The organism is Curtobacterium sp. MCSS17_016 (assembly GCF_003234255.2).
Taxonomy (GTDB): domain Bacteria; phylum Actinomycetota; class Actinomycetes; order Actinomycetales; family Microbacteriaceae; genus Curtobacterium; species Curtobacterium flaccumfaciens.
On the sequence record NZ_CP126254.1, the window covers coordinates 3,252,000 to 3,278,163 of the forward strand.

21 protein-coding genes and 3 rRNA genes are annotated in these 26,164 nt (G+C 67.9%); 4 read left to right on the forward strand and 20 right to left on the reverse strand.

Features of this window, described 5'->3' with window-relative positions:
* Positions 1 to 137: 137 nt before the first annotated feature.
* A complete protein-coding gene (locus DEJ19_RS15370) occupies positions 138 to 1,001 on the forward strand; it encodes an NAD-dependent epimerase/dehydratase family protein (RefSeq protein ID WP_111232927.1) in 864 nt (287 codons plus the stop codon).
* A 3-nt stretch (positions 1,002 to 1,004) separates the two neighbouring features.
* On the opposite strand, the gene DEJ19_RS15375 is transcribed toward DEJ19_RS15370, so the two are convergent.
* Together DEJ19_RS15375 and DEJ19_RS15380 are read right to left on the reverse strand one after the other, a co-directional pair.
* Positions 1,005 to 2,627, reverse strand: coding sequence for a DUF7059 domain-containing protein (locus DEJ19_RS15375; protein WP_258377358.1), 1,623 nt, complete (start codon positions 2,625 to 2,627; stop codon positions 1,005 to 1,007).
* Positions 2,624 to 2,989: an ArsR/SmtB family transcription factor gene (locus DEJ19_RS15380; RefSeq protein ID WP_071245119.1), complete on the reverse strand. Its 366-nt coding sequence runs from the start codon at positions 2,987 to 2,989 to the stop codon at positions 2,624 to 2,626. Before DEJ19_RS15380 ends, DEJ19_RS15375 begins: the two co-directional genes overlap by 4 nt.
* A 103-nt stretch (positions 2,990 to 3,092) precedes the next feature.
* Here DEJ19_RS15380 and DEJ19_RS15385 point away from each other — a divergent pair, with 103 nt between their 5' ends.
* Positions 3,093 to 4,346 (forward strand): MFS transporter, encoded by a 1,254-nt coding sequence (locus DEJ19_RS15385; protein ID WP_111232833.1) that lies wholly within the window; start codon positions 3,093 to 3,095, stop codon positions 4,344 to 4,346.
* A 172-nt stretch (positions 4,347 to 4,518) separates the two neighbouring features.
* Here the strand turns inward: DEJ19_RS15385 and DEJ19_RS15390 are convergent, their stop codons facing one another.
* Positions 4,519 to 4,968 carry a TIGR02611 family protein gene (locus tag DEJ19_RS15390; RefSeq protein ID WP_071405873.1) on the reverse strand — a complete coding sequence of 150 codons (450 nt, stop codon included), beginning with the start codon at positions 4,966 to 4,968 and terminating at the stop codon, positions 4,519 to 4,521.
* 130 nt (positions 4,969 to 5,098) lie between these two features.
* Entirely contained in the window at positions 5,099 to 5,431 is a 333-nt protein-coding gene (locus DEJ19_RS15395) for a TraR/DksA family transcriptional regulator (protein ID WP_071405871.1), read from the reverse strand.
* Between the two features lie 50 nt (positions 5,432 to 5,481).
* Between DEJ19_RS15395 and DEJ19_RS15400 the strand changes: the two genes are divergently transcribed.
* On the forward strand, positions 5,482 to 6,519 hold the full coding sequence (locus DEJ19_RS15400) for an LLM class flavin-dependent oxidoreductase (RefSeq protein ID WP_111232832.1): 1,038 nt from the start codon (positions 5,482 to 5,484) through the stop codon (positions 6,517 to 6,519).
* Positions 6,520 to 6,529: 10 nt separating this feature from the next.
* Here the strand turns inward: DEJ19_RS15400 and DEJ19_RS15405 are convergent, their stop codons facing one another.
* Positions 6,530 to 6,988 carry an ASCH domain-containing protein gene (locus DEJ19_RS15405; protein ID WP_220035299.1) on the reverse strand — a complete coding sequence of 153 codons (459 nt, stop codon included), beginning with the start codon at positions 6,986 to 6,988 and terminating at the stop codon, positions 6,530 to 6,532.
* Positions 6,989 to 7,112: 124 nt separating this feature from the next.
* On the opposite strand from DEJ19_RS15405, the gene DEJ19_RS15410 reads away from it, so the two are divergent.
* Positions 7,113 to 7,559: a DUF2510 domain-containing protein gene (locus DEJ19_RS15410; RefSeq protein ID WP_111232830.1), complete on the forward strand. Its 447-nt coding sequence runs from the start codon at positions 7,113 to 7,115 to the stop codon at positions 7,557 to 7,559.
* Positions 7,560 to 7,721: 162 nt separating this feature from the next.
* On the opposite strand, the gene DEJ19_RS15415 is transcribed toward DEJ19_RS15410, so the two are convergent.
* From DEJ19_RS15415 to tyrS, 15 genes are all read right to left on the reverse strand, one after another.
* The gene (locus DEJ19_RS15415; protein ID WP_111232829.1) at positions 7,722 to 8,702 is read right to left on the reverse strand and encodes a site-specific tyrosine recombinase XerD; all 981 of its coding nucleotides are present in this window, start codon (positions 8,700 to 8,702) and stop codon (positions 7,722 to 7,724) included.
* A gap of 37 nt (positions 8,703 to 8,739) precedes the next feature.
* On the reverse strand, positions 8,740 to 9,339 hold the full coding sequence (locus DEJ19_RS15420; RefSeq protein ID WP_111232828.1) for a DUF1349 domain-containing protein: 600 nt from the start codon (positions 9,337 to 9,339) through the stop codon (positions 8,740 to 8,742).
* Complete coding sequence (locus DEJ19_RS15425) at positions 9,336 to 9,911, reverse strand: NUDIX domain-containing protein (protein ID WP_071245128.1); 576 nt, start codon at positions 9,909 to 9,911, stop codon at positions 9,336 to 9,338. The genes DEJ19_RS15420 and DEJ19_RS15425 overlap by 4 nt, the downstream gene beginning before the upstream one ends.
* A gap of 239 nt (positions 9,912 to 10,150) precedes the next feature.
* A complete protein-coding gene (gene pyrG, locus DEJ19_RS15430; RefSeq protein ID WP_111032684.1) occupies positions 10,151 to 11,866 on the reverse strand; it encodes a CTP synthase in 1,716 nt (571 codons plus the stop codon).
* A gap of 126 nt (positions 11,867 to 11,992) precedes the next feature.
* Positions 11,993 to 13,687: a DNA repair protein RecN gene (recN, locus tag DEJ19_RS15435; RefSeq protein WP_111232827.1), complete on the reverse strand. Its 1,695-nt coding sequence runs from the start codon at positions 13,685 to 13,687 to the stop codon at positions 11,993 to 11,995.
* Positions 13,688 to 13,777: 90 nt separating this feature from the next.
* Positions 13,778 to 14,701: an NAD kinase gene (locus DEJ19_RS15440; protein ID WP_071245131.1), complete on the reverse strand. Its 924-nt coding sequence runs from the start codon at positions 14,699 to 14,701 to the stop codon at positions 13,778 to 13,780.
* A complete protein-coding gene (locus DEJ19_RS15445; RefSeq protein ID WP_258377357.1) occupies positions 14,698 to 15,510 on the reverse strand; it encodes a TlyA family RNA methyltransferase in 813 nt (270 codons plus the stop codon). Before DEJ19_RS15445 ends, DEJ19_RS15440 begins: the two co-directional genes overlap by 4 nt.
* 13 nt (positions 15,511 to 15,523) lie before the next feature.
* A complete protein-coding gene (locus DEJ19_RS15450) occupies positions 15,524 to 15,691 on the reverse strand; it encodes a hypothetical protein (RefSeq protein WP_181422652.1) in 168 nt (55 codons plus the stop codon).
* 10 nt (positions 15,692 to 15,701) lie between these two features.
* Positions 15,702 to 16,691 carry an HAD-IIA family hydrolase gene (locus DEJ19_RS15455; RefSeq protein ID WP_111032681.1) on the reverse strand — a complete coding sequence of 330 codons (990 nt, stop codon included), beginning with the start codon at positions 16,689 to 16,691 and terminating at the stop codon, positions 15,702 to 15,704.
* Positions 16,692 to 16,704: 13 nt separating this feature from the next.
* Positions 16,705 to 17,556 carry a tetratricopeptide repeat protein gene (locus DEJ19_RS15460; protein WP_110864218.1) on the reverse strand — a complete coding sequence of 284 codons (852 nt, stop codon included), beginning with the start codon at positions 17,554 to 17,556 and terminating at the stop codon, positions 16,705 to 16,707.
* Positions 17,547 to 18,470 carry a hypothetical protein gene (locus DEJ19_RS15465; protein WP_181441483.1) on the reverse strand — a complete coding sequence of 308 codons (924 nt, stop codon included), beginning with the start codon at positions 18,468 to 18,470 and terminating at the stop codon, positions 17,547 to 17,549. The genes DEJ19_RS15460 and DEJ19_RS15465 overlap by 10 nt, the downstream gene beginning before the upstream one ends.
* 433 nt (positions 18,471 to 18,903) lie before the next feature.
* Positions 18,904 to 19,020: ribosomal RNA gene (gene rrf, locus DEJ19_RS15470) — 5S ribosomal RNA — on the reverse strand.
* 152 nt (positions 19,021 to 19,172) lie between these two features.
* Positions 19,173 to 22,301 (reverse strand): 23S ribosomal RNA (locus tag DEJ19_RS15475).
* A gap of 433 nt (positions 22,302 to 22,734) precedes the next feature.
* Positions 22,735 to 24,256 (reverse strand): 16S ribosomal RNA (locus DEJ19_RS15480).
* Together the 16S, 23S and 5S rRNA genes form the textbook arrangement of a ribosomal RNA operon.
* Before the next feature lie 580 nt (positions 24,257 to 24,836).
* Positions 24,837 to 26,150 (reverse strand): tyrosine--tRNA ligase, encoded by a 1,314-nt coding sequence (gene tyrS / locus DEJ19_RS15485; protein ID WP_111095341.1) that lies wholly within the window; start codon positions 26,148 to 26,150, stop codon positions 24,837 to 24,839.
* Between the last annotated feature and the right edge of the window lie 14 nt (positions 26,151 to 26,164).

The window sequence follows — 26,164 nt, forward strand, 5'->3', positions numbered from 1 at the left end:
CGCATGGGTGTCGACATGTAAAACGGGACCAGCCGCCAGCTCCGGGGTACGGACAGGGCCTGGTCGCGTCAGGTGCGGCGGGGCAGGATGGTCGATGCCCGCCAGGGTGTGTTCCGACGACGATGTGGAGTGACGCGATGACGCGTGTAGTGGTGACCGGTGGCAGCGGCAAGCTCGGACGAGCGGTGGTGCGTGACCTCGATGCGCACGGGTACGACGTGGTCCTGCTCGACCGTGTCCCCTCCCCCGACAAGCCCGAGCGTGTCCCGTTCGTGCGGATCGACCTGACCGACCACGGCCAGGTCCTGAACGCCCTGCTCGGCATCGACGACCGGTACGACCACGTGGACGCCGTCGTGCACCTCGCGGCGGTGCCGGCCCCGGGGCAGGTCCCCGACGTGGCCCTCATCACGAACAACGTGACCTCGTCGATCAACGTCTTCCACGCCGCACGTGCCGCGAAGATCAAGAACGTCGTGTGGGCGTCGAGCGAGACCCTGCTCGGCATCCCGATGGGCGAGCACCACCCGCCCTACCTGCCGGTCGACGAGGAGTTCGCGGTCCGCCCGCAGTCGTCGTACTCGCTCGGCAAGGCGGTGGAAGAGGAGATGGCCCGCCACTTCACCCGCTGGGACCCGGAGCTGAAGATGATCGGCCTGCGCTTCTCGAACGTGATGGACGAGACCGACTACCCTTCGTTCCCGTGGGACGCCACCCCCGAGGCGAAGACGTTCAACCTGTGGTCGTACATCGACTCCCGCGACGGGGCCCAGGCCGTCCGCCGGGCACTCGAGGCCGACCTCACCGGGTTCGAGGCGTTCGTCATCGCCAGCCCCGACACGGTGATGGACACCCCGACCATCGAGCTCGTCGAGCGCTTCGTGCCGGACATCGAGCGCCGTGCGGACATCGACGGCGTCAGCTCGCTGCTGTCGTCGGAGAAGGCCCGCGAACTCCTCGGCTACACGCCCGAGCACAGCTGGCGCGACCACCGCGCCTGATCGTCAGGCGGCGGGGACGAGCAGCCCGTCGAGCACCAGGTCGCGCGCCGCCGGCAGCAGGTCGGCGGCGAGCGCCTGCTCGTCCACGCCGGTGATCTGCGCGAGCGCTCCGATGATCGCGGCGACGGACAGGTCGCCGTCGCACGCGCCCACGAACGCCGCGAGCGCGGTGTCCGCGTCCACCCGGCGCCCGAGCCCGCCACCCTGCACCAGGGTCATCACGGTCGGGTCGTCGTTGCCCGGCCAGTAGTACCGCTCCTCGGTGACGTCACCGGCCACCGACAGGTGGGCGGCGGCGAGCGCGGCATCGTCGTGCGCGGCGAGCCAGGCGGCTGCGTCGAGGACGCGGGCGACCGTCGCGCCGAGGCCCGCGGGGTTGGAGCCGAGCGTCTCGGGGACCCGCTCGAACCGGCGGAGGCGGGACGGGCCTCCTGGCAGGGGTCGACGCACCACGACGTAGCCGAAGCCGACGCCGGTGACGCGACGGTCCGCGAAGTCGTCGAGCCAGGCGCCCATCAGGTTGTCGAACTCGGCCGTGCCGGGCTTCGTCCCGCCGTCGCGGATCCAGGTCTCCGCGTAGGACGTCGGGTCCTGCCGCTCGCGCTCGATCACCCAGACGTCGAGGTCGGTGTCGGCGAACCAGCCGCGCACGCGGTCCAGGCCGTCGACGCCCCAGTGGTACTCCCAGTTGCCGAGGAGCTGAGCGGTGCCGCCGGGCTCCAGGTGGTCGGACAGGCCGCGGAGCACCGTCTCGACCAGGGCGTCGCCGACCATGCCGCCGTCGCGGTACTCGTACGACGGGACGCCCTCGCGACGGGGTGTGATGACGAAGGGCGGGTTCGAGACGATCCGGTCGAAACGCTCCCCCGCAACCGGCTCGAACAGTGAGCCGAACCGGAAGTCGATGCCGTCGATGCCGTTGAGTCGGGCGTTGAACCGGGCGATGTCGAGGGCACGGCGCGAGATGTCGGTGGCGACCACCTGGTCGGCGAAGCGCCGCGCGTGCATGGCCTGGATGCCGCACCCGGTGCCGAGGTCGAGCACACGCTCGACCGGGACGGGCACCTGCAGGCCGCTCAGCGTCGTGGTGGCGCCGCCGATGCCGAGGACGTGTTCCTCGCTGATGGCGTGCCCGAGGGCGAGCTCGCCGAGGTCGGAGACGATCCACCAGCTGCCGGCGCCGAGGTCGTCGACGAAGGCGTAGGGGCGCAGGTCGACGGTGGGGTGGACGAGCACGTCGGCGCCGCTGCCGTTGCCGTCGCCGTCGCCTTCGCCTTCGCCTTCGCCTCCACTGCGCAGCAGGCCCGCGGCGATGACGGCGTCGAGCCCGGCGGTCGGGAAGGCCGCGGCGGCCTCGGCCCGCGCCACCGGCAGGCCGAGCACGAACAGCGTCGCCAGGGTGCCGAGCGGCGTGGTCTCGCGGGCGGCGAGCGCACGGAGCGCGGCGACCCGCGAACCGCGGTGCAGCGATGCGGCGGCCTCGGCCCCCCACAGCGAGTCGAGCCGGTCGACGGTGAAGCCGGCCGCCGTCAGGTCCACGGCGAGCGCCGTGGTGACGGCGGGGTCCGCGGAGATCGACGGCAGCGTGCGCACCGTGTCCACGCCGGTGCCCGCGCCGGCGCTCACGAGGCGATCCCCTCGCGCAGCAGTGCCGCGGGGACCTGCCAGTCGAGCACCAGGTCGAGGAGCCCGGGGAACCGCTGCTGCACGTCCTCGACGCGGACGCGGCTGACGCGGGTCAGGCCCTCCAGGTGCTGCTCGAGCAGACCGGCCTCGCGCAGGACCCGGAAGTGGTGGGTCAGCGTGGACTTCGGCCGGTCGATGCCGACCCAGCCGCAGCTGCGCTCACCCCCGGCCGCGTCGACCAGGTAGCGGTGCAGGATCGCGAGCCGGATCGGATCGCTCAGGGCGTCCATCACGACCGGGAGGTCCATCTCGGCCACGGACGGCTGCGGCAGCCGTTCAGGAGCATCGACGTGCGCGGGCATGGACGGGACGCTACCACCGTTCGGCTTGCTGTACGACTTGCGTCGTACTGTTCGAGTGCGGTACGAATGCAGTCGTACTGCACGGAGATGGAAAGGGGTGCGCATGCACCAGTCAGCTCGTTCGGTCGCCGGGTTCTGGATCCTGGCGGCGATGCTCCTGGTCTCGGTCGCGTCGTCGGCCGTGCCGTCGCCGATCTACCCGGTCTACGCAGCCGAGTGGCACCTCACCCCGCTCATGCTCACCGGGGTCTTCGCCATCTACGTCGCCGGCCTCCTGGCGAGTCTGCTCGTCGCGGGCCGCCTGTCCGACCACGTCGGCCGCAAGCCCGTGCTGGTCGTCGGCGGCCTGGGCGTCGCGCTGTCGCTCGGCCTGTTCGCGATGGCGGACGGGGTCGTCGCGCTCATCGTCGACCGGATCGTGCAGGGTGTCTCGGTCGGGCTGCTCATCGGGGCCCTCGGTGCGGCCCTCATCGACAACTCCCTCGAACGCCACCCGACCATGGCCGGCGTGCTGAACGGCGTCATCCCGCCGATCGCACTCGCCACCGGCGCGATGTCGAGCGGCGCGCTGGTGCAGTGGGGCCCGGCACCGGAGCAGCTCGTCTACCTGCTGTTCGGCGCGCTCCTCGTGCTGCTGGTGCTCGCACTGTTCGTCGTCCCCGAGCAGGTGCAGCGTCGTCCCGGCGCTCTTCGCTCCCTGCGTCCGACGATCAGCGTGCCGCGGTCCTCACGCCGGCTGTTCCGCGGCGTCGCCGGCTCGCTCGTCGCCAGCTGGGCCCTCGGCGGCATGTTCCTGTCGCTCGTCCCCTCGGCGCTGGGCACGGTGTTCGGCATCACCAACCACTTCGCCGCCGGTGCGCTCATCGCCGTGGTCACGGGCGTCGGCGCGCTGACCGGCCTGGCGATCCAGCGGATGGACACCCGTCGCGCGGTCCTGCTCGGACTCGTGGCCCTCGTGCTCGGCCCGATCGTCACCGTGTCGTTCGTGTTCACACACTCCCTTCCGGGCATGGTCGTCGGCAGCGCGATCGCCGGTGTCGGATTCGGCGCCGGGTTCCAGGCGCCGCTGCGGATGCTGCTCGCCACCGCTGCCCCGACCCACCGCGCCGGGCTGCTCTCCACGATCTACGTCGTCAGCTACCTGGCGTTCGGGGTGCCCTCGGTCATCGGCGGGCTGCTCGAGCCCTCGGTCGGGCTCGTCCCGGTCATCGCCGGGTACGGCGGTTTCATCGTGCTCGCTGCGGTCGTCGCCCTCGTGCTGCAACTGTCGTCGAAGGACGCCGCCGAGGTCGAGGAGCGCGCCGCCGAGATCATCGAGCGCACCGCCACCGGCTCGATCCGGGTCGCGGCCGAGTAGCGAGCCGTCCGGCACGGTTGGACACGCTCGCACAGTGCGACGCGCTCGCACGGTGCGGAGATGCCCATTCGGTGCGAGGTTGATCGCTCGGTGCGGGCCTGCAGCGCCGCACGGAGCCATCAACCTCGCACGCGGTGACCAGCACCACCAGCGCCCGTCCGCAGCGGCCCGACTAGTGGCCCGGTCGCGCCGAGTTCGTCCCGCGAGCGCGCGCACGCACGCCGACGGTCCGCGCCGCACCGGTGTGCGCAGCATCGACGTCAGCCTTGCCCCGGTCCGCAGCATCGCGCAGACGCTTCGGCCCGTGCCGCTTGGCCCAGTCCCAGAAGCGGTGCAGCTGCGCCTTGAGCCACGTGATGATCTTGTGGAAGAAGTGGAACTCGCTCGCCAGCACCGTGAGGCCGATGAACACCACGAGCCACCCCGGGCCCGGCAGCGGCACCAGGATCAGCCCGATGATGACGACCAGCCCGCCCACCAGACCGACCAGCACCTTGTAGAGCAGGTGCACGTGCGGCCGCGCGTGGATCCAGGTGCGCAGGCGGTGGAACCACTGGAAGCGCTGGCGCGGCGCGCCGTCGGCCCGGGCTTCGCCGGGTCGGTCGTTCGGGTCGCCGTCCATGCCGAAAACGTAGGGCGCGCGGCTGGGAATCAGCGGCGCACGGGGTGGACGCGGGGTGCGCATGCCGGGAGGTGCGTGCCGGGGACACACCGCGCCTCCAGGCCGTCGGGCGGCACCGATCGCGTGCCCCTCACGCGTGCGCGACGCACGTCGCCGCCCACGGGACGGCGGCCAGCCGGGCCTCCGGGATCGGCTCACCACCGACCGTGCAGCGCCCGTAGGTGCCGTCGTCGAGTCGTGCGAGCGCTGCGTCCACCTGGCGGACTCGCAGTTGGGCGCCGTCGCGGACCGCACCGAGCGAGCCGCGTTCCCAGGCCAGGGTCGCACCCTCCGGGTCGTGTTCGTCGTCGGAGTTCGCGTCCTGCCGGGCGTCACTGACGTCACGCATGCTCCGCTCGACGTCGAGCAGCAGCCGTTCGTTGCGGGCGCGTTCGGCCTCGAGTGCGGGGCGGGGGTCCTCCATGCCGGCCACGGTAGTCGCGGCGGAATGGCCCCGCCTCCGGATGCGTTCGCATGGACATGACGAAGATCGGGTTCCTGTCGTTCGGACACTGGCGTGACATGCCGGGGTCGAAGGTGCGCAGCGGGCGGGAGGCCTTGGTGCAGGCGATCGACCTCGCGGTCGCAGCCGAGGAAGCCGGCGTCGACGGCGCCTACTTCCGCGTCCACCACTTCGCGCCGCAGCAGGCCGCACCGTTCCCGCTGCTCTCCGCCATCGCCGCGAAGACCAGCCGGATCGAGATCGGCACCGGCGTCATCGACATGCGCTACGAGAACCCGCTCTACATGGCGGAAGAGGCCGCGGCCACCGACCTGATCTCCGGCGGCCGACTGCAGCTCGGCGTCTCGCGGGGATCACCCGAGACCGCCCTGGCCGGCTACCAGCAGTTCGGGTACGTGCCCGACGCCTCCGACGAGAACGGCGGCGACATGGCCCGAGCGCACACGAACGTGTTCCGCCGCGCGATCGCCGGCGAGCCGATTGCCAACGCCAACCCGCAGATGACCGGGTCGGTCGGGTCCCTGCCGATCTCCCCGCTCTCCGACTCGCTCGTCGACCGGATCTGGTGGGGTGCCGGCACCCGAGCGACCGCGGAGTGGACCGCAGAGCAGGGCATGAACCTGATGTCCTCGACCCTGCTGACCGAGGACACCGGCGTGCCCTTCGACCAGCTGCAGGCCGAGCAGATCGAGCGCTTCCGCCGGGTCTGGTCGGAGTCCGGCTGGGACCGCGAACCGCGCGTCTCGGTGTCGCGGAGCATCATCCCGATCATCGACGACGAGTCGCGCCACTACTTCGGCGTCCGCGCGCAGGTCGAGGGGCAGGACCAGGTCGGGCACCTCGACGGCGGGCTGGCCCGGTTCGGCCGGTCCTACATCGGTGAGCCCGAACAGCTCGTCGCGGAGCTCGCGGCCGACCAGGCCGTCCGTGCTGCCGACACCGTGCTCGTCACCGTGCCGAACCAGCTCGGTGTGGACTTCAACGCCCGGCTGCTCGCCGCCGTGAAGGATGTGTTCACCGAGGTCGACGCGGAGCCGGTCCCCGCCTGACCGGAAGACCTCAGCCGTCCGGCCAGAGCAGCCGGAACCGCTCGCACACGACCGGCATGTCCGGCGCGAACCCCCGCGGGTTCTCCGAGTGTGTGCGCCAGAACGCCTCGTGCACCCTCCGCCAGTGGTCGAGCGTCCGGTCGCCTTCCCCCTCGGCCCAGGCGTGGTCGGCGTCGACCTGGTCGAACGGCACCACCCGGACCGCCGTCGTCTCGATGACGGCACGGGGCGCACCCGAGCCGTCGGTCACGATGCTCACCTCGTCGGCCGCTGGCAGCGGATCGCCGGTCGCCTCGTAGTCCCAGAGCGACGACGCCGTGCCGACCTTGACCCCGTCGAGCACGAGCTGCAGGAGCCCGTCCGCCTGCTCCGGGGTCGCGCCGAAGGACCACGCCTCCGGCACCGCCGTCGGAAGACTCGGACGCTCGCTGCGTCGCGCGGTCCAGAAGTCGTCGAGCGTCGAGGGCACGCCCCGACCGTAGTGCACCGGTCCGGTCCCCCCTTGTGCTGACACCCGGCTGGGGACTGGGGCGAAGCCGACCGCGCTCCTAGGCTCGGGAGCGTCGATCCACCCCGCACCTCGAGGAGCAACCGTGACGCTGCCGGCCGCAGGCTGGTTCCCGGACCCGCAGGACGCCCGTCGTCTGCGCTGGTGGGACGGTCGCACCTGGGGCGCAGCCACGCGGGTCCCCGCGGCCGCTGCTGACCCGGTCGCGCCGATCGTCGTCGCGCCGGTGGGGCCGTCGTTCTCGGTGCAGACCGCGGCGATCCGGACGGACGCGTGGGCATCGGGCACCGCCGGCGCCCGTCGGCTCTGCGTGTTCACGGTGCTCGCGGTGCTGCTCGCCGTGGTCTCGGTCGTCGCGAACCCCTGGGGCCTGGCGGGGCTGCTCGCCGTGGCGTGCGGGGTCATCGGCATCGTCCGTCCCGGGGCCGTCGGTGCCTGGGCCGTCCTGGCGCGGAGCGCTTCGGCGAGCGCCCTCGTCGTCGCGGTGACGACGACGGTCATCGCCGCGTCGGCCCAGTTCCACCTGTTCTGAGCGCGTAGGGACCGCCTACCGCCGCGGTCCACGGCACTTCGTGAGCAGAAATGGTCGGGTGAGACGGCGCGACCCGACCATTTCTGCTCACGAAACGCGCCCCTCGCGCACCCGCACCCGCACCCGCACGGCCCAGGCACCCGCACGGCCCACCGGGCCCGCCTACCGCCGCGCCCGCGGGTGTGCCGTCTGGTACACGTCCCGCAGCATGTCCGCCGTGACCATCGTGTAGATCTGCGTCGTGGCGACACTCGCGTGGCCGAGCAACTCCTGCACCACGCGCACATCGGCACCGCCCTCGAGCAGGTGCGTCGCGAACGAGTGCCGGAACGTGTGGGGAGACACGTGCGCCTCCAGGTCGGCGGCAGCAGCGGCGGCCTGGATCACGAGCCAGGCACTCTGCCGCGACAACCGCGCTCCACGGGCACCGAGGAACAGCGCCGGCGTCGACGGCCCTCGTGCCGCGAACACCGGCCGTGCCCGCACCAGGTACGCGTCGATCGCTGCACGGGCGAAGCTGCCGAGCGGCACGATCCGCTGCTTGTTGCCCTTGCCCGTGACCTTCACGACCGAGAGCTCGCCGTCGGCGTCCGACAGCGTCGTCACGTCGTCGACCGACAGTCCCACCGCCTCGGAGATCCGCGCACCGGTGGCGTAGAGCAGCTCGAGCAGGGCCTTGTCCCGCAGCTGGACGGGGTCGTCAGCATCGACGGACACCGCCCCGAGCAGCCGTTCCATGTCCTCGACGGGGATCGCCTTCGGCAGTCGCATCGGGGCCTTCGGCGGCCGGACGGCGGTGCCGGGGTCGAGCGGCAGCCAGCCCTCCCCCGCGGCGAAGGCGGTGAACGACCGCACCGAGCTGAGCATCCGCGCGATCGACCGCGGTGCGAGCGGACCTTCCGGTCGGGTGGCCAGGTGTGTCACGAACCCCGAGACGTCCGCCCGTGCCAACCGTGCCACGTCCTGCAGCACCGAGGAGCCCCCGGCCCGGTCCGCACCGTCCGACTCGACCACCGGTGCGGCCTCGAGCCACTCCGCGAACACGGCGAGGTCCCTCCGGTACGCCGACAACGTGTGCTGCGAGAGTCCCCGCTCGATCGCGACGTGCCGCAGGTACGTCTCCGCGGCACGGTCGAGGGGCATCACCTCAGCAGGCTAACCGGCGCGGGGCCACCCGCCGTCAGTGCAACGCCTCGTCCGGCGTGCCCACGCGGAACCCGGTGAACGTCACGGTCAGCCCGGCCCGCGTCGGCCCGGCGCACAGCAGCCCCGCGGACACGACGGCGTCCGGGTCGAGGTACGCGACCCGGACGAGGCGGGGTTCCTCACCCTCGGCCCACGCCCGGATCGTCACGGCGTCGCCATCGCGGCTCGCGCGGACGGTCACCACCCGGTCCGCCCACTCCGGCACGGGCGACACCGACCAGTCCGAGAACCCCCGCGTCACCACGGCGCCGAGCTGCGGCGCTCCGTCCGAGAACTCCACACCGGCCTTGATCCAGGTCTGTTCGTCGACGCGCAGGAACACCCCGGCCTGGTCGAACTGCTCGGTGTAGTCGAGCACGAACGACGCCTCGACCGAGAACGGCCCGTCCGTCGGCTGCAGCAGCGCGTGCTCGGAGTCGTGCACGAACCCGTACGAGGTGGTCCGCCAGGCGTCACTGCCCTCGACCGCGGTGACGCGGAACACGTCGCCGTCGAACCCGGCGACCTCCGGCTCGTGCGTCCAGCTGCCGGAGGTGACCAGGTCGCGCAGACCGTCGGCCGCGGACCCGCTCACTTGCCGCGCTGTTCGATGGCCTCGACGGCGAGCGTCGCGACGACGAGGGCTGAGTTGTTGAGCCGACCGCCCAGGATCCCCTCGAGCAGCTCCGCCCGCGGGACCCAGCGCGTCACGATGTCGGCCTCTTCCGCCTCGCGCTCGAACGCAGACTCGGTCGACCGGACACCGCGCGCCCGGTAGATCTGGATGAACTCGTCGCTGCCGCCCGAGGACGTGTTGTACCGGACCAGGGGCTCCCACGTGTCGGCCTCGAGGTCGGCCTCCTCGCCCAGCTCGCGCTTCGCGGCCGTCAGGTGGTCCTCGCCCTCCATGTCGAGCAGGCCCGCGGGCAGCTCCCAGTCGCGCAACCGCACCGGGTGCCGGTACTGCTGGATGACCAGGACGCGGCCCTCGTCGTCCTCCGCGTACACGGCGACGGCACCGGTGTGGTCGATGTACTCGCGGACCATCGAGTCGCCGTTGTACGCGACGGTGTCGCGGCGCACGTCCCAGACGGCGCCCTCGTACACGACGGTGGATTCGGTGACCTCGAAGGAGGCGGACTCGTCAGCGATCGGTGCGTCTGTCACGTCCCCATCCAAGCACGCGCCCCCCTGACGCCCCCATCGGAACCAGGTTCCGGACACAGCACCGCGTCGTTCCGCGGTTCCGTGTCCGGAACCAGGTGCCGTGGACGCGACCCCGGACGGACGGGAGCGCGCCCCGCTCAGCGGCAACGCGAAGCGTTGCGCGGGGCGCGCCGACCGAGCCTGCGAGGGAGGAGTGCCAGCTGGCACCGCGCCTCCCGTCCGATCGTGGAGACCGGCGCTTACGCGACCTGCTCCTCGGTCTGCGGGTCGAACAGGCTGGACGCCTCGTGGCGCTCGATCGCGGCCGCGACGAGCCCCGCGAACAGCGGGTGCGCATCGGTCGGACGCGAGCGGAGCTCCGGGTGCGCCTGGGTGGCGATGTAGAACGGGTGCACGTCGCGCGGGAGCTCGACGTACTCCACCAGCGTGCCGTCGGGCGAGGTACCCGAGAAGACGAGGCCGGCGTCCGCGATCTGCTCGCGGTACTTGTTGTTCACCTCGTAGCGGTGACGGTGGCGCTCGGAGGCCTCGGGCGCTCCGTACAGCTCCGCCGCCAGCGAGCCTTGCGTGAACGACGCCGGGTACAGGCCCAGGCGCATCGTGCCGCCCAGGTCGCCGCCCGCGATGATGTCGACCTGCTCCGCCATCGTCGCGATGACCGGAGTGGAGGTCTCCGGGTCGAACTCGGTGCTCGACGCGTCGGTCAGACCGACCTCGTGGCGGGCGTACTCGATGACCATGCACTGCAGGCCGAGGCACAGGCCGAGTGTCGGGATGCCCTGCTCACGCGCGAACTTCAGCGCGCCGAGCTTGCCCTCGATGCCGCGCACGCCGAACCCACCGGGGATGCAGATGCCGTCGACGTCGCCGAGCTGCTTCGCCGCGCCCTCGGGCGTGGTGCAGTCGTCGGACACGACCCACTTCAGCGTCACCTTGGCGTCGTGCGCGAAGCCGCCGGCACGGAGCGCCTCGGTGACGGACAGGTAGGCGTCCGGCAGGTCGATGTACTTGCCGACCAGGGCGATCGTGACGGCCTTCTTCGGCTCGTGCACGGCCTTCAGCACCGGGGTCCACGCGGTCCAGTCGACCGGACCGGCGTCGAGCTTGAGCGCCTCGACGATGACCTGGTCGAGGCCCTGGTTGTTCAGCAGCGTCGGCAGGTCGTAGATCGAGGGGACGTCGACGGCGTTCACCACGGCGTCCTCGTCGACGTCGCACATCAGCGCGATCTTGCGCTTGTTCGACTCCGACACCGGACGGTCCGACCGCAGCACGAGCGCGTCGGGCTGGATGCCGATCGACCGGAGCGCGGCGACGGAGTGCTGCGTGGGCTTGGTCTTCTGCTCACCCGAAGCGTTCATGAACGGCACCAGCGAGACGTGCACGAAGAACACGTTGTTGCGGCCGAGCTCGTGCCGCACCTGACGGGCGGACTCGATGAACGGCTGCGACTCGATGTCGCCGACGGTGCCACCGACCTCGGTGATGATGACGTCGGGCTGCGGGTCGTTCTGCGCCTGCTCGCGCATCCGGCGCTTGATCTCGTCGGTGATGTGCGGGATGACCTGCACCGTGTCGCCGAGGTACTCGCCGCGACGCTCCTTGGCGATCACCGTCGAGTACACCTGACCGGTCGTGACGTTCGCGGCCTGCGACAGGTTGATGTCGAGGAAGCGCTCGTAGTGCCCGATGTCGAGGTCCGTCTCCGCACCGTCGTCGGTCACGAAGACCTCGCCGTGCTGGAACGGGTTCATGGTGCCCGGGTCCACGTTGAGGTACGGGTCGAGCTTCTGCATGACGACCTTGAGGCCGCGAGCCGTGAGCAGGTTGCCGAGGCTGGCCGCCGTCAGGCCCTTGCCGAGAGACGAGACGACCCCGCCGGTCACGAAGATCTGCTTCGTCACCTTCGGGGTCGAGTTCGAAGAATTGGTACCGCCGCTGAGAGTGTCCGCCACGGGATTCCATCGTACGTCAGAACTGCCGGGAGGCGCGACCTCGGTTCGCCGTGGGCGTTGCGCGGGTGGGTGGCTGGGTCCTCGGGCCGTGGCCGGGTCGGCGGGCGGCACCCGCCTGCTTGGTCGTCAGGCTCGCTGGCCGGCCACGTCGAGCAGCTCGCGGGCGTGCTCGATGCCGCTGGCGCTGTCACCGAGTCCGGAGAGCAGCCGTGCCATCTCCTGCAGCCGGTCCTCGCCCTCGAGCCGGCGCACGCTCGACGACGTGACGGCCCCGCTGGCGTCCTTCACGACGTTGAGGTGGTTGTTCGCGAAGGCCGCGACCTGGGCCAGGTGCGTGACGACGATGACCTGCGTGCGCTCGGCGAGCTTCGCCAGCCGTCGGCCGATCTCGATCGCCGCCGCCCCGCCGACACCGGCGTCGACCTCGTCGAAGACGAACGTCGGCACCGTGGTGCTGCCGGCCATGACGACCTCGATCGCGAGCATCACGCGCGACAGCTCACCGCCGGACGCCCCCTTGCCGATCGGCCGGGGGTCGGTGCCGGAGTGCGGCTGGAGCAGGATCGTGACCTGGTCACGGCCGTGGCGGCGGTACTCGCCGGCGTCGGTGACCTCGACCACCAGCGTCGCGCCACCCATCGCGAGGGTCTTCAGCTCAGCGGTCACGCGCTTCGCCAGGTCGGTGGCCGCCTTGGTGCGCGCCGTCGTGAGCGCGGCGGCGGCGGACTCGAGCGCCTGCTCGTCCTGCTCGACCGACTGCTGCAACGCCGCGATCCGGTCGTCGTCGCCGTCGAGCTCGAGCAGCCGGTCGCTCGCGCGCTGTCCGTAGGCGATGACGTCGTCCACCGTCTCGCCGTACTTGCGGGTGAGGCCGGCCAGCAGGGCTCGGCGTTCGTTGATGAGTTCGAGGTCGTGCCCGGCCTCGGGTTCCAGGGAACCGAGGTAGCTCGAGATGCTCGCCGAGGCCTCGGCCGCCTGGATCCCGAGCTCCGTGAGCTGCTCGAGCACCGGCTGCAGGGCACTGTCCGACGACGCGACGCGCTCCACGGCACGGCGTGCGGACTCGACCAGGCCGACGACGTCGGAGACGCCGTCGAGGGACTCGCTGGACAACGCCTCGTGCGCCAGGGCCGCGGACAACCGGAGCTCCTCGAGGTTCCCCAGCCGTTCGGCACGCTCGGCCAGCTCGACGGCCTCGCCGGGCTGCGGGTCGGCGGCTTCGATCTCGTCGGAGGCCGCACGGATCCGCTCGGCCTCGGCCACCCGGTCGTCCCGGTCGCGGACCAGGACCTCGAGTTCACCCGCGTGCTGCTGCCAGGCGTCGTAGGCGGCGACGTACCGGGCGAGGGCCTTCTCGACCGAGGCTCCCCCGAACCCGTCGAGGGCAGCCCGCTGTGCCGTGGCCGAGGTCAGGCGGATCTGGTCCGACTGCCCGTGCACGGTGACGAGCTGGTCGGCGAGCTCGCCGAGCACCGCCACGGGCGCACTGCGACCGCCCACCGTGGCACGGCTGCGTCCCTCGGCGGAGACCGTGCGGGTGAGGATGAGTTCGCCGTCCTCCACGGTGCCGCCGGCGTCCTCGACACGTTCGGCGACGGCGTCCTGCTCGGGGACGTGCCAGCGACCTTCGACGACGGCGCTCGACGCACCGCGGCGCACCGAACCGGCATCGGCCCGCGCACCGAGCAGCAGCCCGAGCGCCGTGACGATCATGGTCTTGCCCGCACCGGTCTCGCCGGTGACGACGGTGAAGCCAGGCCCGAGTTCGAGCGTGGTCTCACCGATGACACCGAGGTCGCGGATCGCGATCTCCTCGATCATCGGTCGTCCTCCGTCGTTCCCTGCGCCACGGCTGACCCGGCGGAAGCGATGCTGCACCCTTCCACGCCGATCATCGGTCGTCCTCCGTGCTCATCGGTCGTCCTCGTCGCTCTGGGGGCCGCGCCACCCGGCGACGGGCAGCTGGAACTTCGCGACCAGGCGGTCCGTGAACGGAGCGTCCTTGAGGCGGGCGACCCGCACCGGGTCGGGCGAACGCCGGACCTCGACTCGGGCGCCCGGGGGCAGGTCGTGGGTCCGTCGGCCGTCGCACCAGAGGACACCGACGCCGCTCGTGCGCCGCAGGACCTCGATCGCGAGCGTGCAGTCCGGCCCGACGACGATCGGTCGGGCGAACAGGGCGTGGGCGCTCAGCGGCACCATGAGCAGCGCGTCGACGTCCGGCCACACGATGGGGCCACCGCCGGAGAACGAGTACGCCGTGGAGCCGGTCGGGGTCGACACGACCACGCCGTCGCAGCCGAACGACGACAGCGGGCGGCCGTCGACCTCGGTGACGACCTCGAGCATCCGTTCCCGGGAGGCCTTCTCGATCGTGGCCTCGTTCAGCGCCCAGCTCGAGTAGACGATCTGGTTGCCGACGACCACGTCGACCTGCAGGGTGACGCGTTCCTCGACGTTGTACTCGCCGGACAGCGCGCGCTCGACCGTCTCGGACAGGCCGTCACGCTCGCTCTCGGCCAGGAACCCGACGTGCCCGAGGTTCACCCCGATCAGCGGAGCGCCGGTGTTCCGCACGAGTTCGGCCGCGCGGAGGATCGTGCCGTCGCCACCGAGCACGATGACGATCTCGAGCTGGTTCGGCTGGACGTCGACGCCGAGGATGTCGACCTTGCCGACCGACGCTTCGGCACGACGGATGTCGGCGTACTCGTCGAAGGGCATGACGGGCGTGAGACCGGCTGCGTGCAGGAGGTCGCAGACCTCGACCGCAGCGTCGATCGAGTCGCGGCGACCCGTGTGGGACACGAGCAGGATGTGCCGTTCGTCACTCATGAAGACCCTTCCGTGAGTTCGGTCGCCCGGACTCTCCATTCTGTCGGATTGCCCCCGACACCGCGCTGGAAGCGGGCCAGGTACTCGTGGTTGCCGTGTGTCCCGACGATCGGGGACGCGGCGAGCCCACTGGTGCCGAGGCCCAGGTCCCACGCCGCCCACAGCACGTTCATGAGCGCGTCGTTCCGGAGCCCGGCGTCGTGCACGATGCCCTCGCGCACACCGCCACGACCCACTTCGAACTGGGGCTTCACCAGGAGCACGAACTCGTCCGCGGGGACGGCTTCGGCCAGCGCCGGCAGCACGAGTCGGAGCGAGATGAAGGACAGGTCCCCCACCACCAGGCTCGTCTCGGCGGCGGCGCCGTCGAGCGCCAGGTAGTCGGCGCGCGTGAGGTTCCGCGCGTTCGTCCCCTCGACCACGGCGACGCGTTCGTCGAGCGCGATGGTCGGGTGCAGCTGTCCGTGCCCCACGTCGAGCGCGATGACACGGCGCGCGCCGCGTGCGAGCAGCACCTGGGTGAACCCGCCGGTGCTCGCGCCCACGTCGAGCACGACCCGACCGGAAGGGTCGACGTCGAACGCGTCGAGTGCACCGACGAGCTTCCGGGCCGCGCGCGAGACCCACTCGTCCGCGGCGTCGACCTCGATGTCCGCGTCGGACGCGATCGGCGTCGACGGCTTCAGGACAGCACGGCCACCCACGAGCACCCGGCCGTCCTGGATCAGCTTGCTGGCGACGGTGCGCGACCGTGCGAGCCCGCGTGCAGCGAGGAGGGCGTCGAGGCGGACCTGGGTCGCGTCGTGCACGGCTCCGTCCGGCTCAGGCACTCGCGGAGCCGCCGCTCTCGAGCCGCGTCCGCAGCTCGTCGTGCAGGGCGGAGAAGGCGTCGGCGCGGTCGGCGAGCGGCAGGGCCTCGGCCTCGGCGGTGCGCGCGGCGAAGGCGTCCTGCTGCTCGGGTTCGGCGGACGGCTGCTCGGGGTTCGGCACGTCCGACACGCTACTCGCCGCCGTACAGCTGCGGGTCCACGTCGAGGCCGTAGATGGCCAACCCGGACTCCCAGATGAGCGTCGAGCCGGCACGGAGCCGATCGATGTCCGTCCCGGCGTCGAGCACCCGGACGACGTGGCCGCGCATCGCCACCGTCGCAGTACCGACGGTCACGTACCGGGTGCCGTCCTCGTCCTCGCGCCGCACCGTCTCCGGGTACGGCTGGGACAGCCCGCGGAGGTCTTCGAGCACGTAGGTGGGACGCGAGCGCTGGTCGGCCGCGAGCACCTGCTTCGCCTTGTCGATGCCGGTGAGCACGAGCACGCTCGGGATCCCGACGTCGTTCGCACCCTTGATGTCGGTGTCCAACCGGTCCCCGATGAACAGGGTCCGACCGCCGCCGAAGCGCTCGACCGCCGTGTCGAAGATCGGCCGCTCGGGCTTGCCGGCGACCACGGGCATCCGGCCGACCGCCTGGTGCACGGCGGACACGAGCGTGCCGTTGCCGGGCGCGATGCCCCGCTCGACCGGGATCGACCAGTCCATGTTCGTGGCCACCCACGGCACGTCCGGGTCGGCCAGGGCGAAGGAGGCCTCGGCCAGTTCCTTCCAACCGAGGTCCGGTGAGAAGCCCTGGATGACCGCGGCCGGGGAGTCCTCGGCACTCGAGGTGACGGTGAACCCGGCTTCCTCGACGATGCTGGACAGCCCGAGCCCGCCGGTGACCAGGACGGTCGCTCCGGCCGGCACCAGGGTCGCGAGTAGCTGGACGCCAGCCTGTGACGAGGTGACGACGTCGCCCTCGGACACCTCGAGCCCGTAGCGCTCGAGGTGCTCGGCGACGTCGATCGGCCGGCGCGATGCGTTGTTCGTGATGTAGCCGACCCGCGCCGTGAGCGACGCCCGGGTCAGGGCTTCGACCGCGTGCGGGATGGCGTTGCGGCCCCGGTAGACGACGCCGTCGAGGTCGGTGAGGACCACGTCGACGCCGTCGGTCAAGGCCGCCGAGTGCTCAGCCGGCTGCGGAGCCGTCGACGTCGCGGGGGTTGTCGTCGTCGATCTCGCCGGGCTCGTCGGCTGCGGAGGTGTCGTCGTCGAGGTCGTCGAGGGCGGGTTCGTCATCGAGGTCGTCGTCGATGTCGTCGGCGGATTCGTCGTCGCCGTCGAGTTCGTCGGTCGCGACGTCGTCGGCTCCGAGGTCATCGGCGGCGTCGTCTCCGGCGTCTCCGTGTTCTTCGACTTCGAGCGTTTCCTCGACCACATCAACTGTCTCCCAAGCGTTGTCGTCCGCGATTTCGGCGAGGGCCGCTGCCGCGCGGTCCACACGGGCCCACCATTCGTCGGCCTCGTCCTGTCGACCGAGCTCCTCGAGCGTGGCCGCGTAAGCACTGTAGAGCGCGGGGGACCACGTGTAGGCGGTGGACGGGTCGAGCTGTGGAATCTCCAGCTCGCCGAGGGCGGCTGTGGGATTCCCGAGGTCGAGACGAGCGCCGGACATGGCGATCGCGAGCTCGACCTGCACCGGGGTCTCGAGGGCCGAGCGCTCGACCGAACGACCGAGCTCGAGTGCCCGCTCCGGACGGCCCAGGCCACGCTCGCAGTCCACCATCATCGGCAGCTGGTCGTTGCGACCGGAGATCCGACGGTAGGTGCGGAGCTCCCGGAGCGCGGTGGCGAAGTCGCCGAGGCGGTACGCGGTGATCGCGGCCGTCTCGCGGACGACACCGACACGACCGGCACGACGAGCAGCACTCAGGGCGTGCTGGTTGGCCGTCTCGGGGTCGTCGTCGACGAAGAGCGCTGCAGCCACGAGGTGACGCGCAACCCAGTCGGCGTTGTCCTTGCTGAGGGTCTTCAGCTCCATCCGGGCCGCAGGGTCGAGGTCGCGCGCCTGGATCTCCTCGGGGATCTCCGGGTCGTCGTGGCGCGGACGGATCGACTTGGTGCCGTAGGGGTCGCGGTCTTCCCAGTCGTCGCGCGCGGCCTCACCGAAACGGGCGCCGGCGTGACGGCTGCCGTCACCGAAACGACGACGGTCTTCGCCGCCGTCGCGAGCCGGGCGATCCGACGAACCCCCGCGGAACGGACGGTCGGACGAACCACCACGGTACGGACGGTCGGACGAACCACCACGGTACGGACGGTCCCCGTCACGAGCGGGACGATCGGAGCCCCCGCGGTACGGACGGTCCCCGTCACGAGCGGGACGATCGGAGCCCCCGCGGTACGGGCGGTCGCCATCGCGACGCGGACGGTCAGAACCGCCCTGGAAGGGTCGGTCCCCGTCACGGCGGGGCCGGTCCGACGACCCGCCACGGTACGGACGATCACCATCACGAGCCGGGCGGTCTGACGGGCCACCGCGGTACGGGCGATCGCCGTCACGCGCCGGGCGGTCGGACGATCCACCGCGGTAGGGGCGGTCGCCGTCACCAGCGGGACGATCGGACGATCCACCGCGGTACGGGCGATCGCCATCACGACGCGGACGGTCAGAACCACCCTGGAACGGGCGGTCACCGTCACGGCGCGGACGGTCAGAACTCCCGCCACGGAACGGACGATCACCGTCACGAGCCGGGCGGTCCGAGCCACCACGGAACGGACGATCGCCATCGCGTCGCGGACGATCGGCACCGCGCGGACCATCGCCACGCGGCGGCCGGCCGGAGTCACCACGGTCGCCCTGCCACGACGGACGGTCGTTCCGGTCGCCGGACCGGAACGGACGATCCCCATCGCGACGCGGAGCGCTGTCCCGGCGGGGTACACCGTCACGGAACGGACGGTCTCCACCCTGCGGACGATCACGACGGTCGCCTTCGCGGCGCTCGAACTCACGAGGACCGGACGACCAACGACCATCGCTCTGGCCGTCCCGACGCGGAGCGCCGTCGCGACGCGGGAACCGGTCGCCGTCCCGCCGGGGTCGATCTCCGCGGTCCCCGTCGTTCCGCCGCTGATCGTCGTCGTTCGCCACCGTTGCTCCTCATCGCGTGCCCGGTGCAGTGCCTCGGGCGTTCGTCCGCTGTGTCGTTGTGTTGGGTGCCGCGTCGGTCAACCGACGTCGGCCTCCAGTCCATCACGAACCAGAGCCGGCGTCGAGCGAACGGCGGCAGAAACAGAAATGGCCACCGGCCCCGACCGAGAACGAGGGTTTCCCCTGCGAATTCTCGATGGAGGGCCGATGGCCACATCTTTCATACGTTAAGTCCGGCGGCGTCCTACTCTCCCACAAGGTCCCCCTTGCAGTACCATCGGCGCTGAGAGGCTTAGCTTCCGGGTTCGGAATGTGACCGGGCGTTTCCCTCTCGCTATGACCACCGGAACACCTTCGACCATGATCTGGTCTCAAATCTGTCCCGGCTGCTGCCCTCCGTGAAGAGGGCAGAGCGGTGTATTCAGTTTCGATTCCCGATCGTCTGTCGGGAACCACAAAGTGGACGCGAGCCCGTGCAACAAGTGCACGGAAATCAGTGTGTTATCAAGTCTTCGGCTTATTAGTACCGGTCAGCTCCACGGGTCGTTAGTCCCCGCTTCCACATCCGGCCTATCAACCCAGTAGTCTGCTGGGAGCCTCTCACACTCAAGGTGCATGGAAATCTCATCTCGAAGACGGCTTCCCGCTTAGATGCTTTCAGCGGTTATCCGGTCCGAACGTAGCTAATCAGCGGTGCCCTTGGCAGAACAACTGACACACCAGAGGTTCGTCCATCCCGGTCCTCTCGTACTAGGGATAGATCTTCTCAAATTTCCAACGCGCGCAGCGGATAGGGACCGAACTGTCTCACGACGTTCTAAACCCAGCTCGCGTACCGCTTTAATGGGCGAACAGCCCAACCCTTGGGACCTACTCCAGCCCCAGGATGCGACGAGCCGACATCGAGGTGCCAAACCATGCCGTCGATATGGACTCTTGGGCAAGATCAGCCTGTTATCCCCGAGGTACCTTTTATCCGTTGAGCGACAGCGCTTCCACAAGCCACTGCCGGATCACTAGTCCCGACTTTCGTCCCTGCTCGACCTGTCAGTCTCACAGTCAAGCTCCCTTGTGCACTTACACTCGCCACCTGATTGCCAACCAGGTTGAGGGAACCTTTGGGCGCCTCCGTTACTCTTTGGGAGGCAACCGCCCCAGTTAAACTACCCATCAGGCACTGTCCATGAACCCGATCAGGGTCCTACGTTAGACATCCAAAGTGACCAGAGTGGTATTTCAACAATGACTCCACGAACACTAGCGTGCCCGCTTCACAGTCTCCCACCTATCCTACACAAGCCACTCCGAACACCAATACCAAACTGTAGTAAAGGTCACGGGGTCTTTCCGTCCTGCTGCGCGTAACGAGCATCTTTACTCGTAGTGCAATTTCGCCGAGTTCGCGGTTGAGACAGCTGGGAAGTCGTTACGCCATTCGTGCAGGTCGGAACTTACCCGACAAGGAATTTCGCTACCTTAGGATGGTTATAGTTACCACCGCCGTTTACTGGGGCTTAAATTCAGAGCTTCGCCCAAAGGCTAACCCTTCCTCTTAACCTTCCAGCACCGGGCAGGCGTCAGTCCGTATACATCGTCTTGCGACTTCGCACGGACCTGTGTTTTTAGTAAACAGTCGCTTCCCACTGGTCTCTGCGGCCTTCAACGCTCACGGAGTAAATCCGGTCACGTGTCCGGCCCCCCTTCTCCCGAAGTTACGGGGGCATTTTGCCGAGTTCCTTAACCACGATTCTCTCGATCTCCTTGGTATTCTCTACCTGACCACCTGAGTCGGTTTCGGGTACGGGCGGCTGCAACCTCGCGTCGATGCTTTTCTCGGCAGCATAGGATCACTGATTTCCCCTTACGGGTACGCGTCGGATCTCAGGCATACAGACGACGGATTTGCCTATCGTCAGCCCTACATCCTTACACCAGGTTCACCTTACGGATACCATCGCCTGGCTCAGCTACCTTCCTGCGTCACACCTGTTCATACGCTAACCGCACCAGCATGGGGTCGAGCGTTAGACCGGCCACCATCACCCCGAAGGGATCCGGTTGTACCGGGTTAGGACTCTTAGCACCACTGGATTAGCTTGGGCGGTTGTTCGCCGGTACGGGAATATCAACCCGTTGTCCATCGACTACGCCTGTCGGCCTCGCCTTAGGTCCCGACTTACCCAGGGCGGATTAACCTGGCCCTGGAACCCTTGGTCTTTCGGAGGACGGGTTTCTCACCCGTCTTTCGCTACTCATGCCTGCATTCTCACTCGTGTAGCGTCCACGGCTGGATCACTCCGCCGCTTCACTCGCCACACGACGCTCTCCTACCACTCCGCACGACTGAACCACGAAGGCTTGTCTATAGTGCGAAATCTACAACTTCGGTGGTGTGCTTGAGCCCCGTTACATTGTCGGCGCGGAATCACTTGACCAGTGAGCTATTACGCACTCTTTCAAGGGTGGCTGCTTCTAAGCCAACCTCCTGGTTGTCTGTGCAACTCCACATCCTTTCCCACTTAGCACACGCTTAGGGACCTTAGTTGGTAGTCTGGGTTGTTTCCCTCTCGACGATGAAGCTTATCCCCCACCGTCTCACTGCTGCGCTCTCACTCACCGGCATTCGGAGTTTGGCTGACGTCAGTAACCTGTTGAGGCCCATCGGCCATCCAGTAGCTCTACCTCCGGCGAGAAACACGCAACGCTGCACCTAAATGCATTTCGGAGAGAACCAGCTATCACGAAGTTTGATTGGCCTTTCACCCCTATCCACAGCTCATCCCCTCCATTTTCAACTGAAGTGGGTTCGGTCCTCCACGACGTCTTACCGTCGCTTCAACCTGGCCATGGATAGATCACTTCGCTTCGGGTCTAGAACATGCGACTCAAACGCCCTATTCAGACTCGCTTTCGCTACGGCTGCCCCTCACGGGTTAACCTCGCCACATATCACTAACTCGCAGGCTCATTCTTCAAAAGGCACGCCGTCACCCCTACTAAGGAGGCTCCGACGGTTTGTAAGCAAACGGTTTCAGGTACTATTTCACTCCCCTCCCGGGGTACTTTTCACCTTTCCCTCACGGTACTTGTCCGCTATCGGTCATCTGGGAGTATTTAGGCTTATCAGGTGGTCCTGACAGATTCACACGGGATTTCTCGGGCCCCGTGCTACTTGGGATACACATCCGGCCATAACACCATTTCGTCTACGGGGCTGGCACCCACTACGGCCCGGCTTTCAAACCGGTTCGACTATGATGCGCTGTAACCGTCCCAGTCCGGCAGAACTGAGTGACGTGTCCCACAACCCCGACCATGCAACGCCCGCCGGCTATCACACATGATCGGTTTAGCCTCATCCGCTTTCGCTCGCCACTACTCACGGAATCACATGTTGTTTTCTCTTCCTGTGGGTACTGAGATGTTTCACTTCCCCACGTTCCCTCTACCCGCCCTATATATTCAGGCGGGAGTCACCAGGTCGCAAAAGCGCCTGGCGGGGTTTCCCCATTCGGAAATCCTCGGATCACAGCTCGATTATCAGCTCCCCGAGGCTTATCGCAGATTTCTACGTCCTTCATCGGCTCCAGATGCCAAGGCATCCACCGTTTGCTCTTAGAAACTTGACCACAAAGATTAAAATTGCGATCCAACGTCACACCACACCAACCCGAAGGCGGATCATGGATGACGCGAATCAAAGATGCTCGCGTCCACTGTGTAGTTCTCAACATACGATCGGCACCAGCACTCCCCCACCACAACGGTAGGTTCACCCTGGCCCGACGAAGGACCCGTAGGCCCAACCCCCACCACCACTCACGTGACAGTAGGAAGCCTGGTCCCTCAGGACCCAACAACGTGCACCAGCCGGCAGCTCCACCCACGACCCGTCCCAACCCTGCAAGCAGAGCGTACTGAGGTCGGAAGCATCACTCCCAACTGCACTGTCAATGTTCCACCCATGAGCTACCCGTCGGACACGTTCGGTCCGAAACAGGCGCCTGGACCAGCAACCAACCACCCATGATGGGCGACCAGCACTGACCAGATGCTCCTTAGAAAGGAGGTGATCCAGCCGCACCTTCCGGTACGGCTACCTTGTTACGACTTAGTCCTAATCACCGATCCCACCTTCGACGGCTCCTTCCACAAGGGTTAGGCCACCGGCTTCGGGTGTTACCGACTTTCATGACTTGACGGGCGGTGTGTACAAGGCCCGGGAACGTATTCACCGCAGCGTTGCTGATCTGCGATTACTAGCGACTCCGACTTCATGAGGTCGAGTTGCAGACCTCAATCCGAACTGAGACCGGCTTTTTGGGATTCGCTCCACCTTACGGTATCGCAGCCCTTTGTACCGGCCATTGTAGCATGCGTGAAGCCCAAGACATAAGGGGCATGATGATTTGACGTCATCCCCACCTTCCTCCGAGTTGACCCCGGCAGTCTCCTATGAGTCCCCGGCATAACCCGCTGGCAACATAGAACGAGGGTTGCGCTCGTTGCGGGACTTAACCCAACATCTCACGACACGAGCTGACGACAACCATGCACCACCTGTACACCGACCACAAGGGGGCGACCATCTCTGGCCGTTTCCGGTGTATGTCAAGCCTTGGTAAGGTTCTTCGCGTTGCATCGAATTAATCCGCATGCTCCGCCGCTTGTGCGGGCCCCCGTCAATTCCTTTGAGTTTTAGCCTTGCGGCCGTACTCCCCAGGCGGGGCGCTTAATGCGTTAGCTACGACACAGAAACCGTGGAAAGGTCCCTACATCTAGCGCCCAACGTTTACGGCATGGACTACCAGGGTATCTAATCCTGTTCGCTCCCCATGCTTTCGCTCCTCAGCGTCAGTTACGGCCCAGAGATCTGCCTTCGCCATCGGTGTTCCTCCTGATATCTGCGCATTCCACCGCTACACCAGGAATTCCAATCTCCCCTACCGCACTCTAGTCTGCCCGTACCCACTGCAAGCCCGAGGTTGAGCCTCGGGATTTCACAGCAGACGCGACAAACCGCCTACGAGCTCTTTACGCCCAATAATTCCGGACAACGCTTGCACCCTACGTATTACCGCGGCTGCTGGCACGTAGTTAGCCGGTGCTTTTTCTGCAGGTACCGTCACTTTCGCTTCTTCCCTACTAAAAGAGGTTTACAACCCGAAGGCCGTCATCCCTCACGCGGCGTTGCTGCATCAGGCTTTCGCCCATTGTGCAATATTCCCCACTGCTGCCTCCCGTAGGAGTCTGGGCCGTGTCTCAGTCCCAGTGTGGCCGGTCACCCTCTCAGGCCGGCTACCCGTCGTCGCCTTGGTGAGCCATTACCTCACCAACAAGCTGATAGGCCGCGAGTCCATCCCCAACCAAAAAATCTTTCCACCACCAGACCATGCGGCCAGTGATCATATCCAGTATTAGACGTCGTTTCCAACGCTTATCCCAGAGTCAGGGGCAGGTTACTCACGTGTTACTCACCCGTTCGCCACTAATCCACCCAGCAAGCTGGGCATCATCGTTCGACTTGCATGTGTTAAGCACGCCGCCAGCGTTCGTCCTGAGCCAGGATCAAACTCTCCGTAAAAAAATACAGACCCAACACCCGAAGGCATCAGACCGAGTTGATTCTGACTGTTGACTGTCTACTGACAATCTTCAATCCAAAAGGAATTGCTTCATGACCCAGTCAGCAAGCCGACCAGGCACGAGGTCAATCAATAAATTGGCATTGACAATGTGCACGCTGTTGAGTTCTCAAGGACCAGACGCACTTGCTCCTCGGCTCGAGTTCGAGCTTCAGCCACAAGGCTTGTGTTCTTGGCTGCCACCGGTTGTTCGTCGGACCCGGAGGTCCATTGGCTCATCCCGAGGGGAGAGAACCGGTGGGCTTGTCATCCTAGGCGTCGAAGCGATCCGGCGCAAGGCCAGATCTGAACTTCAGTGGAGGATGGTCCCGCTTGAGGGCCGACGTGCTCTGGGCTTTCGCTCCAGCCGCTCCGCCGCACCTTTGGGGTGACGAGTAAGAACTATACGCAGCCCTGAGCGAGTGCGCCAAGCCAGCCCCCATCCCGGGCGTGTCGCGTTGTGCAACACACGTCGCCCGGACGCAACGATGCCCGGTTCCACAGGGGAACCGGGCATCGCAGGGGGTCGAGCAACCGGGATCAGGCGAGCGTCACTCCGGCGAGGGTCTTCTTGCCACGACGGAGGACGAGCACTCCCCCGGGCAGGGCGAGTCCGGACAGCGGGGCGGCCGGGTCTTCGGCCCGGACGTTGTTCACAGAGACGCCGCCCTGGTCGATCGCGCGGCGGGCTTCACCGAGGGACTTCACGAGTCCGGTCTCCACGAGTGCCCGTGCGACGTCCGCTCCGGAGTCGAGTGTGACCGACCCCGGCAGCGCGGCGATCGCCGACCGCAGGGTCTCCACGTCGAGCGCACCGAGGTCACCGTTGCCGAACAGCGCGGCCGCGGCATCGATCGCCGCCTGGGTCGCCGCGACTCCGTGCACGATCGAGGTGACCTCGAACGCCAGGGTCCGCTGGGCCTCTCGTCGGAAGGGTTCGTCGGCGACGACCTGCTCGAGTCGTTCGATCTCGGCACGCGTCAGGAACGTGAACTGCCGCAGCCGGGCGATCACGTCGGCGTCCGCGGTGTTGAGCCAGAACTGGTACAGCGCGTACGGCGAGGTCATCTCGGCATCGAGCCAGATGGCGTTGCCCTCGCTCTTGCCGAACTTCGTCCCATCGGAGTTCGTGATGAGCGGGGTCCCGAGGGCGTGCACCGTGGCACCTTCGGCACGACGGATGAGTTCGGTACCGGAGGTCAGGTTGCCCCACTGGTCCGAGCCGCCGGTCTGCAGCGTGCACCCGTACTGCCGCCAGAGTTCGCGGTAGTCGAGCCCCTGGAGGATCTGGTAGCTGAACTCGGTGTAGCTGATCCCCGCATCAGAGTTCAACCGTGCGGCCACCGCGTCCTTCTTGAGCATCGAGTTGACGCGGAAGTACTTGCCGATGTCGCGCAGGAAGTCGATCGCCGACAACGGTGCGGTCCAGTCGAGGTTGTTCACCAGCCGGACGCCGTTGTCGCCGTCCGGACTGAGGAACCGGGACACCTGGGTCTGCAGCCGGGACACCCACTCCGCCACGGTCTCCGGCGTGTTCAGCGTGCGCTCGGCCGTGGGACGCGGATCGCCGATGAGACCGGTCGAACCACCCACCAACGCGAGCGGCTTGTGCCCGGCGAGCTGCAGCCGACGCATGGTCAGGAGCTGCAGGAGGTTGCCGCAGTGCAGCGACGGCGCGGTGGGGTCGAAGCCGCAGTAGTACGTGATCGGCTCACCGTCGAGGGCCTCTTGCAGCGCGGTCTCGTCGGTCGAGACCTGCACCAGACCGCGCCACTGCAGTTCGTCCCACACCGAGTCGAAGGCGGGGTCGTTCTGCTGGCGCGTCAGGACGTCTTGAGCGGTATCACTGGACACCCCGCCATCGTAGC